12 protein-coding genes are annotated in these 15,765 nt (G+C 59.1%); 5 read left to right on the top strand and 7 right to left on the bottom strand.

All coding sequences use genetic code 11. The features are described 5' to 3' along the window. Positions 1-35: 35 nt before the first annotated feature. Entirely contained in the window at positions 36-1,352 is a 1,317-nt protein-coding gene (locus B4A39_RS07520; RefSeq protein WP_292034961.1) for a glycosyltransferase family 4 protein, read from the top strand. Here the strand turns inward: B4A39_RS07520 and B4A39_RS07515 are convergent. Then, entirely contained in the window at positions 1,349-3,286 is a 1,938-nt protein-coding gene (locus tag B4A39_RS07515) for a tetratricopeptide repeat protein (RefSeq protein ID WP_292034958.1), read from the bottom strand. The genes B4A39_RS07520 and B4A39_RS07515 overlap by 4 nt on opposite strands. A gap of 52 nt (positions 3,287-3,338) precedes the next feature. Here B4A39_RS07515 and rfbC point away from each other — a divergent pair, with 52 nt between their 5' ends. From rfbC to rfbA, 4 genes are read left to right on the top strand one after another with little or no spacing between them, the layout of a single operon-like run. Next, positions 3,339-3,914: a dTDP-4-dehydrorhamnose 3,5-epimerase gene (rfbC, locus tag B4A39_RS07510; protein ID WP_292034955.1), complete on the top strand. Its 576-nt coding sequence runs from the start codon at positions 3,339-3,341 to the stop codon at positions 3,912-3,914. Between the two features lie 14 nt (positions 3,915-3,928). Then, positions 3,929-4,987 carry a dTDP-glucose 4,6-dehydratase gene (rfbB, locus tag B4A39_RS07505; protein ID WP_292034952.1) on the top strand — a complete coding sequence of 353 codons (1,059 nt, stop codon included), beginning with the start codon at positions 3,929-3,931 and terminating at the stop codon, positions 4,985-4,987. Continuing rightward, on the top strand, positions 4,980-5,882 hold the full coding sequence (gene rfbD / locus B4A39_RS07500; RefSeq protein WP_292034950.1) for a dTDP-4-dehydrorhamnose reductase: 903 nt from the start codon (positions 4,980-4,982) through the stop codon (positions 5,880-5,882). Before rfbB ends, rfbD begins: the two co-directional genes overlap by 8 nt. Beyond that, positions 5,879-6,748, top strand: coding sequence for a glucose-1-phosphate thymidylyltransferase RfbA (gene rfbA, locus B4A39_RS07495; RefSeq protein WP_292034948.1), 870 nt, complete (start codon positions 5,879-5,881; stop codon positions 6,746-6,748). The genes rfbD and rfbA overlap by 4 nt, the downstream gene beginning before the upstream one ends. A gap of 55 nt (positions 6,749-6,803) precedes the next feature. On the opposite strand, the gene B4A39_RS07490 is transcribed toward rfbA, so the two are convergent. From B4A39_RS07490 to B4A39_RS07465, 6 genes are all read right to left on the bottom strand, one after another. Then, entirely contained in the window at positions 6,804-7,535 is a 732-nt protein-coding gene (locus B4A39_RS07490) for a class I SAM-dependent methyltransferase (protein ID WP_292034946.1), read from the bottom strand. Positions 7,536-7,632: 97 nt separating this feature from the next. Then, positions 7,633-8,589 (bottom strand): hypothetical protein, encoded by a 957-nt coding sequence (locus tag B4A39_RS07485; RefSeq protein ID WP_292034944.1) that lies wholly within the window; start codon positions 8,587-8,589, stop codon positions 7,633-7,635. A 23-nt stretch (positions 8,590-8,612) separates the two neighbouring features. Beyond that, positions 8,613-10,232, bottom strand: coding sequence for an HAD-IIIA family hydrolase (locus B4A39_RS07480; protein ID WP_292034942.1), 1,620 nt, complete (start codon positions 10,230-10,232; stop codon positions 8,613-8,615). Beyond that, the gene (locus B4A39_RS07475; protein WP_292035002.1) at positions 10,232-11,200 is read right to left on the bottom strand and encodes an NAD-dependent epimerase/dehydratase family protein; all 969 of its coding nucleotides are present in this window, start codon (positions 11,198-11,200) and stop codon (positions 10,232-10,234) included. Before B4A39_RS07475 ends, B4A39_RS07480 begins: the two co-directional genes overlap by 1 nt. Before the next feature lie 5 nt (positions 11,201-11,205). Beyond that, positions 11,206-13,170: a glycosyltransferase gene (locus B4A39_RS07470; protein WP_292034939.1), complete on the bottom strand. Its 1,965-nt coding sequence runs from the start codon at positions 13,168-13,170 to the stop codon at positions 11,206-11,208. Positions 13,171-13,234: 64 nt separating this feature from the next. After that, entirely contained in the window at positions 13,235-15,613 is a 2,379-nt protein-coding gene (locus B4A39_RS07465; protein ID WP_292034937.1) for a glycosyltransferase, read from the bottom strand. Between the last annotated feature and the right edge of the window lie 152 nt (positions 15,614-15,765).

The following is a 15,765-nucleotide window of genomic DNA, read 5'->3' as shown; positions in this document are numbered from 1 at the left end:
GGCCCTCGCCACGTCCGCTACCCGAGAGCTTGATCATGACGAGCGCCATCTGCATCGACGGCTTCAACCTTGTGCGCCCACAGGGCACCGGCATCGCCACCTATAGCCGGAACCTCTTGTATACTGCGCGCTCGCTCGGCTTCGGGACCAGCGCCATATTCGGTCCCGCCCTGTCGACCGACGCGCTAAGGGGGTTTGAGACAGTCGCTCTCCTGGACCCCGAGCGCCCCGCGACCTCTCTACGCCTGAAACAGCGTATTGCACGTGATCTGAGCACCCGCCTCAGTCCCGCAGGCCGCATGCTTCGCGCTATTCAGGTTTCGGACGACGTCATCTGGCCCGGCGGCGACGCCACCCGGCCTCCGGTAGATCAGTGCTGGGTGGCGCGCGACCTGTTTCAACGCGCGCACCGTGCCTTCAAACTGCACGGGCAAGGCACGCCAGTGACCTTTGACGACAGGCATTCGGCTGCGCCGGCTGTAGCTCACTGGACGACTCTGATGCCAGTTCATGCGCGAAACGCGCCGAACATCTACACCATTCACGACCTGATCCCGTTGCGTCTGCCGCACACGACTTTGAACAACAAGCCGCTGTTTCTCGACATGTGCCGTGAAGTGGCGCGGCGAGCTGATCATATCGCCGTGGTCTCCGAGGCCACGCGACAAGATGTCATCCGTATGTTGGGCGTACCGGAGGACCGGGTCACCAACACCTATCAGTCCGTCAGCCTCCCCCCGGCCCTGATGGATCGCCCCCAAATTGAAGTAGAAACCGAGCTGGAAGCCGCGTTCGGATTGGAATGGGGCTCCTACTTCCTGCACTTCGGCGCCGTCGAGCCCAAGAAGAATTTGGGCCGGGTAGTCGAGGCCTATCTGGCGTCAGGCGTTTCAACTCCCCTGGTGGTTGTCGGCGGACCGGGCTGGATGTCTGATCCTGAGACGGCGCTCCTGAAACAGGCGCAGCGGGTGCACGGCGCCGCCAGCCGTATCCATCAGTACGAGTACATGTCCTACGCAATGCTGATCAGCCTGATCCGAGGGACCAAGGGCGTCCTGTTTCCCTCCCTCTACGAAGGCTTCGGACTGCCGGTTCTCGAAGCCATGAGCCTTGGGGCGCCCGTGCTGACTTCCGATCAGGGGTCGCTGCCGGAGGTCGCGGGCGACGCCGCCCTTCAGATCGATCCCTATGACGTGCGAGCCATCAGCCAAGGCATACGGAAGTTGGACGCCGACACTGACTGGCGAGCTGACGCCTCGGTCCGAGGTCGCGTCCAGGCGGCGAAGTTTAGCCAGGCAGCCTACCAGGACAGGCTCCGCGATCTCTACGCCAAAGTGGGCGTATCTGCCTAGGACAGGGTCGCGGGACGGCTGGCGGTCTTTAGCGCCCAATCAGCCGCCTGATCCGTCGTCAGAGGCCGCAGCCCGGCATAGAGGCGAGCACCCCTTGCCTCCCATTGAGGGTTCCTGGTCGGATCATAGGCGGCTCGCGCGCCCCATCGCGTCAGCAAGATGGCCATTTCCGCTTCGGCGCGACGCCGCTGCGCGCCGTCCTGAGCGTGACCGCGTGTTAGCGACTCATGGTGCCGTAGTTCGATTTCAGGCGCGTACAACACCGCCCAGCCCCGTGCCCCCACCTTTAAACAGAGATCCACGTCACTGCAGGAGATCGGCAAATCCACCTCGTCAAAGCCGCCCACTGCTTCAAAAAGGGCGCGGCGGATCGCCATGAACCCTCCGGTCACCGCCGTCGCCGGTCGCCGTCGCGTCCACCGATCAAGGGGGCCGGCGTCGTCGCCTTTGGCGCGCCAGCCGTCATGCAGCGGTTCACCGTTGAGCGCCCCCATGACGATACCGCCATGCTGCAACAGACCGTTGGGGTAGAGCAGTCGCGCGCCGACGACGCCGACACCCTCCATATTCAGAAGCGATCTAAGGTGATCATCCCATCCGGGCGCCCGCATTTCCATGTCGTTATTGGCGAAAACGATGATCGGCTGAGCACGTCCCTCACAAGCCTGATTGTTCAGTCTTGACCAGTTGAAAGGTTCATCGATGCGGACGACGCTGACCTCAGCGCCGCGCACATCTCCGAACACTTCCGGGAGTATCCTTGGCCGACTCCCATTATCGACGACGACGATTTCGAGCGCTTTCGGATGCTCGGCCAAGTTGACGAGACTTCGAACCATCACCACGAGCTCATCCACCGCATCTCGCGTCGGGATCACAACGAGCACCTGATCTTCGGCGCCCTTCTCGAAGCCTATCGCGGGCGGTGTGGGGCGCGACTCGCTCAAGCGCGACAACACCAAGGGTATGTGCATAACCACGCCCGCCACGAGGGCCTCGCCAAGCCAATCATAGATGTGCCTGCTCGATGCGCACATTGTCTTCGCGAAGATGGCGAGGGGCGGTGGGGCGGGGTTTGTCGCGAGATCAAAACGGTTAGGCGCCGACTGAAGAACGACCTTGCCGCTGAGTTCTTCATGATCAGCGTAGGCGGCCGTCGCCCCCTGGTCGATCGCCCAGAGAAGCCAGTCCAGAGCGCCGGCCTTTAGAACCACGCCAGCCTCGACATGGAGATCGACAACGGCCCTTTCAGCCTCATTGGCCTCGCCATGGTCTAAGGCGAAGTCATCCTTGTTACGAAGCTCCCCCTCGAAATCCAGAACCGACACAAACCACGCCACGTTCGACGCACATCGGGCTGACCGGACGGTCGCCAGCACAGATGCGGCGGACGCTCCCGCCGCTGCGATCCGGAGGTTGACATACTTCACGCCGGGTCTCGCGGACCTGGGCGCAGACGGGACCAAGTCAGCCATGGCCGCATGGCCGATCTTCGTCAAAGCCTCCTGCGCTAGCACATTCGACGGATCATCATCCAGGATACTGGAATAGGTGACTTGGGCCCTGTCGATCGATCCGATCTCATCCAACGTGTCCGCCAAGGCAAGCTTGACCTTCACCTTGTCGGGCCGATTTGCGGCCAAGGCCATCAGCCGAACAGCAGCATCCTCCGAACGCCCTGCTTCGCGCAGCACGCCTGCCAAACGAAGCTGGATGCCCAAATCCTGCGGCGCCTTTTTCAGATAGGATTCGTACGCTGCAATGGCCTCATTCAGCCGATTGAAACGTCGAGCTTCATCACCCGCTGCCGCACCAAAGCGTCGACGCATTCTCTCTCGCCGCGCCTCAAGCAGGCTCCCCTTCAGCTTATGCAAAAGACTCACGAAGAATAGCGCCGATGTGTTGATTTCATTTCTCATACCATGGAAAGACATCCCCTAGGCATCCCACGCTCATCAAAACAATATTTCGATCGTGATCCCCGGCATGAAAAACTCCACTCCTGCCCTTCTTCGCGCGCCGCGCTTCGGAGACGCTCGCGGTTGGTTTATGGAAACCTATTCCGAGGCTCGCGGTCGGGCCGCCGGCTTCGATGTCCACTTCGTGCAAGACAATCAATCATTCTCGGCGAATACAGGAACCATTCGGGGGCTCCACTTCCAGCGCCCCCCGCACGCACAGGCCAAGCTGGTAAGGTGCGTGCGTGGCTCCATTATGGACTATGCGGTCGATCTGCGGCGCGGCTCGCCTACCTATGGCAAGTGGGTAGGGGCCAAGCTGACTGCTGAGGGGGGAGAACAACTCTTCGTGCCCGTCGGCTTCGGACACGCCTTCATCACTCTCGAGCCAGACGTGGAAGTCGCCTACAAGGTGACCGATGTTTATGCGCCGGACTGCGACGGCGGCATCGTCTGGAACGATCAGACCATCAATATCGACTGGCCTCTACCAGCCTCAGGGGCCGTCCTGTCCGACAAGGACAAGATCCTGCCGACCCTGGCCGAGTTCGACAGCCCCTTTGAATATGATGGCCAGCCCCTTGAGCCGCTGGCTGCACTCTGACTGAGAGAAACCCGATGCGTATCCTGGTTACCGGCGGCGCCGGCTTCATCGGCTCGGCTCTGGTGCGACGTCTGATTGAACACACCGACCATGAAGTACTGGTCTTCGACAAGCTTACCTATGCCGGCGTACTGAGTTCATTGGAGCCGGTGGCGCAAGATCGCCGGTACAGCTTCGTTCAGGCTGACATCTGCGACGCCGACGCCGTGTCTCGCGCCCTGCACGAGTTCAAGCCAGAAGTCGTCGCTCACCTCGCAGCCGAGAGCCATGTCGACCGTTCGATCGACGGGCCCGGCGCCTTCATCCAGACGAACATGGTCGGCACCTTCGTCATGCTGAACCAGACCTTGGGCTACTGGCAAAGCCTGCCTGAGGCGCAGAAGGCCGCCTTCCGCTTCCACCACATCTCGACTGACGAAGTCTTTGGGTCTTTGGGCGAAGACGGCTTCTTCACCGAGACAACGGCCTACGATCCCCGTTCGCCCTATTCGGCCTCCAAGGCCGGATCGGACCACCTGGTCCGCGCCTGGGGTCACACCTATGGCCTGCCGGTCTTGGTGACTAACTGCTCCAACAACTACGGCCCCTATCATTTCCCCGAGAAGCTGATCCCGCTGATCATCATTCGCGCCCTGAACGGCGAGCCGCTGCCGGTCTATGGCGACGGCTCCAACGTACGCGACTGGCTGTTCGTCGACGATCACGCCCGCGCGCTACAGGCCGTGTTTGAGACCGGCACGCCCGGCGAGACCTACAACGTCGGCGGCAACGCCGAACGCAAGAACATAGAGGTGGTGACGGCCATCTGCGCGATTCTGGATCGCCTGCGGCCAAAGGCCGACGGCAAGGCCTACGCCGACCAAATCACCTATGTGACCGACCGACCAGGCCACGACCAACGCTACGCCATCGATGCGTCCAAGATCAGCACCCACCTGGACTGGACCCCGTCGGTGACTTTCGAAGAGGGCATCGCACAGACGGTCGCCTGGTATCTGGACAATCAGGATTGGTGGCAGGACATCCTCGACGCCCGCTATTCGACCCAGCGCCTGGGCGTAGCCCATGGCTGAGCCAGTTCACATCTTGATCACAGGCGGGGCCGGCCAGGTCGGGCTGGAGTTGCAGGCCGCCAATTGGCCCGAGGACGTCGTGATCCATGCCCCGACGCGGGCGGAGATGGATCTTGGCGACATCACCTCGGTCAAGGCCGCCTTCGCCCAAACGCCCTTCGCCGCCGTAATCAACTCGGGTGCCTACACCGCCGTGGACAAGGCCGAAGATGAGATCGCGACCGCCTTCTCCGCCAACGCCATAGGCCCCGCCGTCCTGGCTGAGGTGACCCGCAAGGCCGGCGTCCCGCTGATCCAGGTCTCCACCGACTATGTGTTCGATGGGGCGAAGGAGACACTCTACATTGAGGACGATCCCGTCGGCCCGCTGGGCGTCTATGGCGCCTCGAAACTGGCCGGGGAACTCGCAGTCCGCAGCGGCAATCCGCGTTCAGTCGTTCTGCGCACGGCCTGGGTCCTGAGCGTCCACCGGTCCAACTTCCTGAAGACCATGCTTCGTCTCGCCGCCGATCGCCCGACCCTGCGCGTCGTCGAGGACCAGCATGGCTGCCCCACCTCGGCACGCGACATCGCAGAGACTTTGAAGACCATCACCTTGAAGATGATCGCGGACACCGACGCGCCAACCGGCATCTATCATTTCGTCAATGCCGGCGAGACCAGTTGGGCCGGACTGGCGCAGCAGATCTTCACTTTTAGCGCCGCAACTGGCGGCCCGTCCGCCACCGTGGAGGGCATCCCTTCAGTCGACTACCCAACGCCAGCGCAGCGTCCGTCGAACTCTCGCCTGTCCACCGAGAAACTGACCCGCGATTATGCGATCGCACCCCGCCCTTGGCAGATGGCTGTCTCCGAAATCATCACCGAACTGCACGCTGAAGGGACCCCCGCATGAAGGGCATCATCCTGGCCGGAGGGTCCGGCACGCGCCTGCATCCCATGACACTGGTCACGTCGAAACAGCTGATGCCGGTTTACGACAAACCGATGATCTACTATCCGCTATCGACGCTGATGCTGGCCGGCATCCGCGAGGTGCTGATCATCTCAACACCGCGCGACGTGCCCAGCTTCCAAGCGCTTCTGGGAGACGGCTCGCAGTGGGGCATGGAGATACAGTACGCTGTCCAGCCCAGCCCCGACGGCTTGGCTCAGGCCTACATCATCGGCGCGGACTTCGTGGGGGACAATCCGTCAGCCCTGATCCTCGGCGACAACATCTATTATGGCCACGGCATCACCGACCTGTTCACCAGCGCCATGAGCCGACCGGACAGCGCAACGGTATTCGCCTATCACGTCAATGATCCCGAACGATACGGCGTAGTCGCTTTCGATGAGCGGATGCGCGCCGTCTCCATCGAAGAGAAGCCAGCGAAGCCGCAGTCGAATTGGGCCGTCACAGGCCTCTACTTTTACGATTCCGACGTTGTCGAAATTGCTCGCGATCTCAAACCATCGCCGCGCGGTGAACTGGAGATCACAGACATCAACCGCATCTACCTTGAGCGCGGCAAGCTATCGGTTGAGATCATGGGCCGCGGCTACGCCTGGCTCGATACTGGCACGCCGGATAGCCTCCTGGAGGCGGCGGAGTTCGTTCGCGTTCTTGAAAAGCGCCAAGGTTTCAAAATCGCCTGCCCCGAGGAAGTCGCCTTCCAGAAGGGCTTCATCAACGCCGCTAAACTCGAAGAACTGGCCGACAAGCTAGGAAAGAGCGCATATGGCGCGTATCTTCGGGGCATCATCTCTAACGGATAGAACCGCTGGCGATGCCTGACCGGAAGACGGAAAAGGGGCCTCGCGGCCCCTTTTTTTACACCCCAGATCGCATCAAGGCATCAAGACGCAAAAGAGGAAGCGGGCCCGCCGGCAGGCCCTCCGGCACAGGTAGCCATGCAGGATCACGCGTGAAGGGAGCGCCGTTCCGGATCTTCCTTGCTATGGTGCACCCCATAGGCACCGGCGAATCGACGGTTGGAACTCTGCTGGTTCGAGGCGTTTCGAAGGTCATCACCTCAAAACGCGGGCTATCGTAGAGATGCTTGGCCGTCCGGCCTACGCCGTCGAAAAAGAGGCTATCGTGCATGATAATATACCCTCCCTCTCGGACCTGGGGTTCTAGCGTCGCCAGCTCCCAACTCGACTGCTCATAGGTATGGATTGAATCTATACAGAGGACATCGATCTCAAGGCCAGCCAACTTGGGAGCAGCCTCCTGAGTCGTCATCTGCAAGAATTCAATATATTGCTCCAGGTCAGACTCACGCCAGTAGTGATCTAGGTCCCACGGGTCTATCGAATAGACCTTAGCATCCTGCACGCCCGAGTCCCTCAGGGCGGCCGCTATGTAACAAGTTGACAGACCGAAATATACACCCGTCTCAACGACAGTTTTTGGCTTTATACACTTGAGCAAGCCATTCCACATCTCGAGCGTTTCGACTTCGGTGTGACAAGGATCAAGAGACCCATCTTCTCGCCGATAGCAGCCCGAGGCTGCATCGTAAGCCGCGATTACGGAAAGTACGCGTTCTGGAAGATTCATAGTTTCACCCCAAGCAGCCAAACAAAACCCAACGCCACAACTTAGCGTGAGCCTAGTCAACCGAGACACATGGCGTCAACGCAAAGGTCGTCAGCCTTCATCCCGGATTATAAAATAGGATCCTGCTTCCGAGCGGCTCGAAACCGAAATCGATCTGCCTTAACCCGACCGCCCGCGCGATCGCTTCGTGACGATCAACGGGCGCATAGAACATCAGGAAACCACCAGCTCCGGCGCCCAGAAGCTTACCGCCCAAGGCGCCAGCCTTGATCGCCGCATCGTACCAGCCGTCGATCTGCTCCGAACTGATGCTCTCTGTAAGAGACTTCTTGAGAATCCAGTTCTCGTGCAGGATCTCGCCGAGTGAATCGATCTGTCCACGAGCAAACTCGTCTCGGAGATGATAGGTCAAATCCACCATCCGCTTAAGCACAGCCTGCTTTCGTACGTCGCTTTCAGCCTCTTCGGACTGCTTCTGCAATATCCCCGACGCGCTTCGGGTGATGCCCGTATAGAAGACGATGATGCGTCGTTCGATCATGTCGCGATCCTCACGCTTCATGATGATTGGGGACACTCGGACGCTGTCGTCCTCGTTGAATTCGATGAGGTTCAACCCCCCGAAAGCCGCAGCATACTGATCCTGCTTGCCGATCGGTTCACCGCACCGATCAATTTCGACTTCGCAGCTACGCCGCCCAAGCTCATCAGCGGACGTATGGTTGCCCTGGTAGGCCGACACGGCTTGGATCAGACCCACCGTGAAAGAACTCGACGATCCGAGGCCCGTGCCACGAGCAGGAATATCAGCGGTCGTCGTGACCTCGACACCGCCATTCAAGCCCAGCATTTCAAAGGTGGCGTGCACCAGGCGGTGCTCGACCTGAGCCAGATTATCGACTTCCTCGACCTTCGAGTAAGCAAGTCGAATTCCGCCATCGAATTTCTGATTAACGCTGACGTAGATGTACTTATTGATCGCAGTGCTAAGCACTGCTCCCCCGTGACGACGATAGTAGCTCGGAAGATCACTTCCGCCGCCGACGAAACTCATACGTAGGGGCGTTCTACTGATAATCACGAGGGAAGGCTTTCTGTCATGTCTGTCAGACGAATCCGCTGGATGCGCCGTTGAGTATTAGGCGGCGGCATGTCTGCAGGCCAATGCAGGATGAAAATCACACCGGCGTCGGGACCATCCAGCGTCTCCAGTCGCCCTGCAAGCGAAGGCTCAAGACCGCGCTTCCGCCCTGTCATGGGAGTGACAGCAAGCTGACCGGATGACTGCAGTTCATTTCGAAGCACTGCAGCCAGCCCAACGGCTTCGGTCTCGTCCACGAGGAGGATATCGCCTGGCCGAATGCTTGCCACATACGCAGCCGCAGCACGGGCCAGGGACGGATATCGATCGACAATGAAATCAGCAGCGTCGGCAAAATCAGCCACCTCGACGTCGAAATCGCCTCCCTCTTCCCCGTCACGCCCGCCTTCACCGGTCTGCACCAACACGGACAGAAGACCGGCCCGCCGAGCCATACTCATGTCTCTGCTGCTGTCCCCCACCATCCAGCTGCGATGCCGGTCAATATTGACCTCGGCGATCGCCGCCTCGACCATCCCCGGCTCCGGCTTTCTACAGTCGCAGGCAATCTTGAGTGCGGCGACCTCGCCCGGATAGCCTCCATCGGGATGGTGCGGGCAGACGAATATGCGGTCCAGGTAGGCCCCGGCCTCAGAAAGCAACGCCTCCAGTCGTCCGTGGATTCTGTCGAGCGTCGCTAGATCACATTCCCCCCGTGCAATAACGGGCTGGTTCGTAATCAGGACGGTGCGCGCGCCCGTATCGTTTAGACGGCGCAAGGCTGCAGCAGTCCCCGGTATCAACTCGATAGCTTCCGGCGTGGCTATATGTCCGGCAGGCTGATTCAGGGTCCCGTCGCGGTCGATAAATACAGCGCGTTGCGGTCGACGCCGGCTCGCCCCCTCGACCAGTCCCGACAAGAGATGCCGCTCCACCTTGTCCAGACGGGTCGGCGTGCCGAGATCCTTGATGTATTCCGCGCTGACATAGCCCAGGAGGCGCTGGCCCGCCTCGATCATCACCGGAAACAGATCGTGCCCGAAATCGCTGGGAACCCGTATGTCCCGCCAGCGAAGAAGCGCCTCACGCTCCACCACATAGAAGGCGGCGTTTACGAGGTTGCGACGGTATGCGTCGATCGGGTGCGGGTGAGCATGGAAGGCGCTCACAAATCCGTCGGCGTCGAGCGCGACCAGGTCCGAGTCAGCGGGGTGGTCATTGGGGTGCAACAACAGGGTGGCTTCCGCGCCAGCGGCGACGTGAGCAGCGACCATATGTGACACGTCGATATCGAACAGGGTGTCGCCATAGATGATTAGCGATCTCGGCTGCAGAAGATCGAGACAGGCAAGAACAGCTCCAGCGGTTCCCCGTGGTTCGCCGTCATCCACGATCTGAACCTTGGCCGAAAACTCGTTAGCCGAGAAAAAATCCCGAATCTGATCCGCTGCGTGGTTCACTAGGACGACGACGTCATCGACACCGTGGGCCTCAAGCATCCGCACTTGGCGCTCGAGCAGCGGCACTCCGCACACCTCCACCAGAGGCTTGGGTTTACCGGCCAAGCGCTCAGCCAACCGGGTGCCCTTGCCCCCTGCGAGAATGACCGCCTGCATTACGCGACCGGCGTTTCAGTTGCGAACTGTGCAGCGATCTCAATCACAGCTCGACGGACCGCATCTTCCGACCCAAGGCGAGGACGCCACCCCGTCGACTGAAGGCGAGCGCACGAGTAGCGGAACCGCGGCACGTCGCCGACCCAACCGCGCGCGCCCTCGCCATAGTGGATCGCCGCGTCAGGAGCCACGTAGTCGCGCACCGTCTCGGCGATCCAGCGGACCGTCACCCCGTCGTCAGAAGGACCGATATTGTAGACGAGGTAGCGCCCCTCAAGATTGGCGATATGCAGCATCCCATCGATCAGATCCTCAACATGAAGATAGGCCTTTTGCTGCGTGCCGTTCCCGAGGACATCAAGGCTACCGGGCGTCTCTCGCAACTTAATCATGAAATCCATGATCACTCCGTGCGTCGCCGGCACGCCGATCACGTTGGGAAAGCGGAAGATGTCCGCGCGAGGCAGGTAGGCTTCAACAGCCGCCCGGATCTGCACCTCGGATGCAAGTTTCATCGCGCCATAATTGGAGATCGGATGGAGAGGACCAATGTCCTCAAAAATCTCCCGATCGCCGAGGTCGCCATAAATTGCCGAACTCGACGCAAAGTGCAGCGACGGCACATTGTGCGCCTTCATCGCCGCCAAGGTAGCGACAGTCGTCAAGAAGGTTCGCTCGAGATCAATCGTTGGGTCTTCGATACCAGCCGGAATGTCCGAATTGGCCGCGAGATGCCAAACGTCGGTTATGGTGCCCAACTGACCGAACAGAGCGATCATGGCGCCGCTGTCGCTGCAGTCGATTACATGAAAGGCAAAGCTAGGATCGCTCTCGAATTCCGCGATCGCCTCTCGCCGTCCACGAGACAAATCGTCGAGTGCGACAACTGTGTCCCCCGCAGCCAACAAGCGCCGAGCGAGTGTGACGGCGATGAAGCCCGCGCCACCAGTAATTACATGTCGACGCATAGCGATCACGCTCCCAACTTTCGATAGCGACGCATCTTAGCAGCCTTGCGGCTTAGTTCACGCAGACGAGGCCAAGCCGCAGGTGGCGCAGAAACCCGCCCGCTATCGCAATGGCGTGAATGGGGATCATAGACGATGCGATACCCTTTCAGCACCAGTTCGGCACTGTAGGCCGCGCCAGCCGCGTCGCCGAAGGTGTGGAATTTGATGCCGCCCGCCTCGATCAAAGTAAGGCGCCGCGTCGCCATCATCTGGGATGATATGGCGTCAACGTTCGACGCGACCTGTCCAACGAACCAGTGCGCAGGCTCGCTATCGAAACGCCCGCCGGCAATCGTCGCATACTCGCCCGCCGCGTCGACAAACATTCCGCCGCTCACGACCTGAAGCCAGGGATCCAGAACCTTTCCGCCAGCGGCGCCGATTGCGTCGTCCATTACAGTGTAGCCCGCAAGACGGGACACCCAGTCGATGCCCATATACTGGGCCGTCGTGGTCGAAAACGCGACAACCTCAGCAGTCAAGGAGCGCACAAAGTCCAGCATGGCGGCGTCGCTCTCGATGGCTACGCCGACTGTGCCAGGCCCCGCCTTCGCCAACGACACAACATGCAACTCGACCGACGGGCCCAGCAGCGGCTCGAATCGCGCGCGTATGCTCGCCTCATCGTCGCCAACCCCTCGTTCGATAAGGACTAGCGCCACGCTAGGCGACGGCCCGGTGAACTCGATCTGGAACACCCCCGTGCGGGAGCTCCTGTACCTAACCGGCCAAGTCTGCTTGGCCTCAACCCCGATTTGTCCAAGGTGACGATCGTAGACCTGCATCAACAAGCCTTCGATACCCTGCTTGGCTTCAGTACTAAGCGCCACCGAGGTGCGATGCGCCCGCCAGAGATAGACCGGCTTCGGCAGATATTTCACCCGCGCGCCCGCCGCAGCCAATGTGCAGGTAACCCCAAGATCTTGTACGTTGTTTATTTCATTCTTTAGCCCGCCGAGCGAGCGGAGCAGGCTCGTTCTCACGACCTTGAAGTGGACAACATAGTTTGTGGACAGCAAGAACTCCGGCGACCATTCCGGCTTGTGAGTAAAGTGCTTCGGATAACCGTCCTCATCAACCATGACATGGTCAGTATAGATGAAGTCGAGACCTTTATCATCCCGCAGGCAGTGCACGACTTCCGACAGCGCATTCGGGGTCAGCAGGTCATCATGATCGAGGAAGCTGACAAACTCGCCGGTCGCCAGCGCCAAAGCTGCGTCCGAAGCACCAGCGATTCCAACGTTCTTTTCAAGACGGACAGCCTTGATGCGCGGGTCGTGAGACCGCGCCACCTCGTCAAATATGGCGATCGTGGCCGGAGATGACGAGCCATCATCCGCCATGCAGATCTCCCAGTTCACATAGGTCTGGGCAAAGACAGACTGCAGCATTTCGCGGAAGAAACGCGGCGGCGTATTGTAAATGGGGATGACGATCGAAATTTTTGGCGAAAAGCGCGCCTCATCCACCCGAGCCAGCTTTTCTGCAGGCGTAGCCGAGCGCATGAGGAAACGGGCAATCTCGCCCGGATCCACGATGGACAACTCTTCAAATTTGCTTCCCGCGAATAGGCCGGAAATCGCCAGTGTATCGATAGCACTCGCCTGACCGCTCGCAGACGGGCTGGGTTTGCGCCCCTCACGTTCGCCATGCTCGATATAGTGGAGCAGCGCATTCATACCGCTTGCCGCCACGTCCGGGTTGCTCGTCAGATAATAGCGCGTGCTGAAATCGGGGCCCGGATCGCGACCTTCCCCTCCCCCATGCCGAAGGTAGTGCAGCGCCGGGTCGGCGCCAGCCTGGAGGACATCATGATATCGCTTCAGGTACCAGGAAGCGTCGAACAGCTTGCTTTCCCGGATGATACGAGCCCGCAGAACATCGGCCGAAGGGCGCGACCTAACGCGCTTTTTGAAGGGTGCCATGACTTGTCTGTCGTCCGTTTAACCGTCCACCCGCATCACCGACGATGAGCGGGTCGTTGAATATTCAGCTGGCGATCGCCGGCGGCGCGCTTGTCGCGCGACGAAGAGCGTGATCGTCCCAAGCTTGCACCCGTTTCATCAACAACCCCTCGATACGACGCCCAACCCCTTCCTCTTCAGGGAAGGTCGCGGCAAAGGCCAGCCCACGTTCCGACCGTCCCTTGAGATCGTCAGAATCTGAAATGAACGCCGCTATCTCCTGCGCCATTTTCAGAGGATCGGGATCAACCAGGCGAGCGAGATCAAAGCCGTTATCATAGTTCGTCTCATTCCCCGGCCGGGCGAGATCGACTACGGGCAGCCCACACGCCATCATTTCGTAGGGCACTAGGCTGGGGTTGGTCGTCGAGAAGGCCAGACCAACCGTCGCCTCATTGTAGAGCTTCGCAAGATCGTGTGGACCGGGCAGCATCCCCAGTTGCAGGACCGGGAAGTCCACAGGGCGTTGATGGGATGAGCCGAAGAAGACGATTTCGATGTCGGGACGGAGCTTGTGGAGCGCCCGGAGCGCCTGCACGCCAAGCTCGTAGCACCGACGCGGCATTTCCGGCTTCGCAAAGAATATAACCCGATCTTTCCGCCGCACAGCACTTCGATTGAAGTAAATCTCCCTATCAATGGGAAATTGGAAATGATCAGCCTCTCCGCCGTAGGCATTCCTAAGGAAATGCTCGCACCATATACCTGATGTTACGGCGTAATAACCCTTCCGATAAGTATTTTCGGCCATGACATACTCTGAGCCCATAGAGTAAAAATATGGTTCAAAGTCCTGAACGAAATAAACAATCTCACCTATGCGGTCAGAAAACCTCTCGGCATGAGCCACGGTCGTCCAGTGCGTAGCGAACACAATATCGCTAGGAGGCAAGTCCTCGCCGAGCAGACCAACGTGCCCATCGAAAGGATAAAAATGCTCTCGAACCTGCTCCCTAACGACCTCTCCGCTATCGGCGGAGTCGATGAAGTGAAGACTGACTCGATGACCCAATTTTTCTAAGTGATAGGCACATCGAATAATATTTCTATGCCCACCACCACCGATGATAAGACCCGGCACAATCCACGATATCGTCAAAGGTCGACCCGATGCTGGCGAGATCGGCATCCGTGACGAGGTTCGGCGCGCAAGAGGCGGCAAGGCCCTAACTTGAGCTGGATTGCTCAGAGGCTTCGAGGCCATCTGAAGCAGATATTCCTCAGGACGAGGGTCGACAAAACCAAAACCTGCGTCAACTAGATCAGCAATCAACGGCTTGGTTGTTACGTGGCGCTTCACGCCATCATGCAAAAGCACGAGATGGCCAGCCTGCCAGAAAAGCCCTGATCGATCTCGGTCTATAGGCGGCAACGCGCTTTTACCCATCTTTTTATCGAGCACACGAGCGTACGCTTCAGATAGCCGATCAGCGTACTGGGATATACCTCGCGTCTCCACGACTACCTTGCGAGCCGCCGCACCACAGCGCTTCCTGTTTGCTTGATGAGCGAAATACTCAAGACCCTCAAACCATCCAGCTTGACTGTCTTCCGTAAGATACCCATCCACCTCATGGCGGACACTCGCGTACACTCGGCTATTGTTGAATATAGCCGGCACGCCAAGAGAGGCAAAATCTAAGAATTTTATATCCGATTTTATGAGATGCTGATCAGTGTCGTCTAATGGAACAGCGGCAACATTTACGCCACGCGCTGCTAGCAAATCCAAAAATGCAGAACGATTATCGATAAAGCCATCAACAATGCTGACCGCCTCAGGGAAGCGAGCATGCATGGCCGTCATCTCGGCATCAACACTGCCGAAAAACGTAATTTTGTATTTCAAATCTTCAATAGCTTGAGACAAAGCCTTGAAGAATGAGGCCTTAGAATCTCCGAGCTTAAAATAATCCGTATTTACTACGGCAAGATGCGGATCGCCCCCAACGTTGACCGCCGGCTTATCGAGCCCATAGTTGCCTATAACAACGATGTTTTCGTTTCTATCGATCATCTCCTTAGATAAGGAATTCGTCGAACAAACAACTAAATCTGCCATGGACAGTACAGACTCGATATTTCTTATATGGCCTTCAGACATGACCATGCCCGAAGCCTTGGGTAGATCGAGCAGATTATCGTCCGTCTCATATACGATTGGAACGCCACGCTCCTTGGCAGCTTCGACTATTCGTAGGGTAGAATCCCCAAGCCAACGCTGCACCACGAGGAGGTCCGCTCTGCCCGCAACGACCTCGGCACCGGCCTCATACACCGGCATGACATTGTAATTCTGAGTGACCAGTCCGATCGGGTCGAGGAACCGCACGTAATAAGAAGGGATCGGGCCAGAGTCGGAAACCAGCACAACATGGTGTTTGGGATCGAGTTTGTTGCTCATGGTTTCGTGCCCATTGTGGCGAGAAGAGCCGACACCCCCCCTTCATGGAGAGGGCTCCCGTCAGCGAATAGCGACCTCTCGGCCGCTTCGATCTCAAACATCGGCAGGTGAGCCGACCGCAGGCGCTCAAGCGCGCCTAGACTGGTGATGTG

Origin of the sequence: Brevundimonas sp. UBA4553, from assembly GCF_002387245.1 — a bacterium.
Taxonomy (GTDB): Bacteria; Pseudomonadota; Alphaproteobacteria; order Caulobacterales; family Caulobacteraceae; genus Brevundimonas.
Note: the sequence above shows the minus strand (reverse complement) of the source record. Positions and strands in the feature narration are given on the sequence as shown.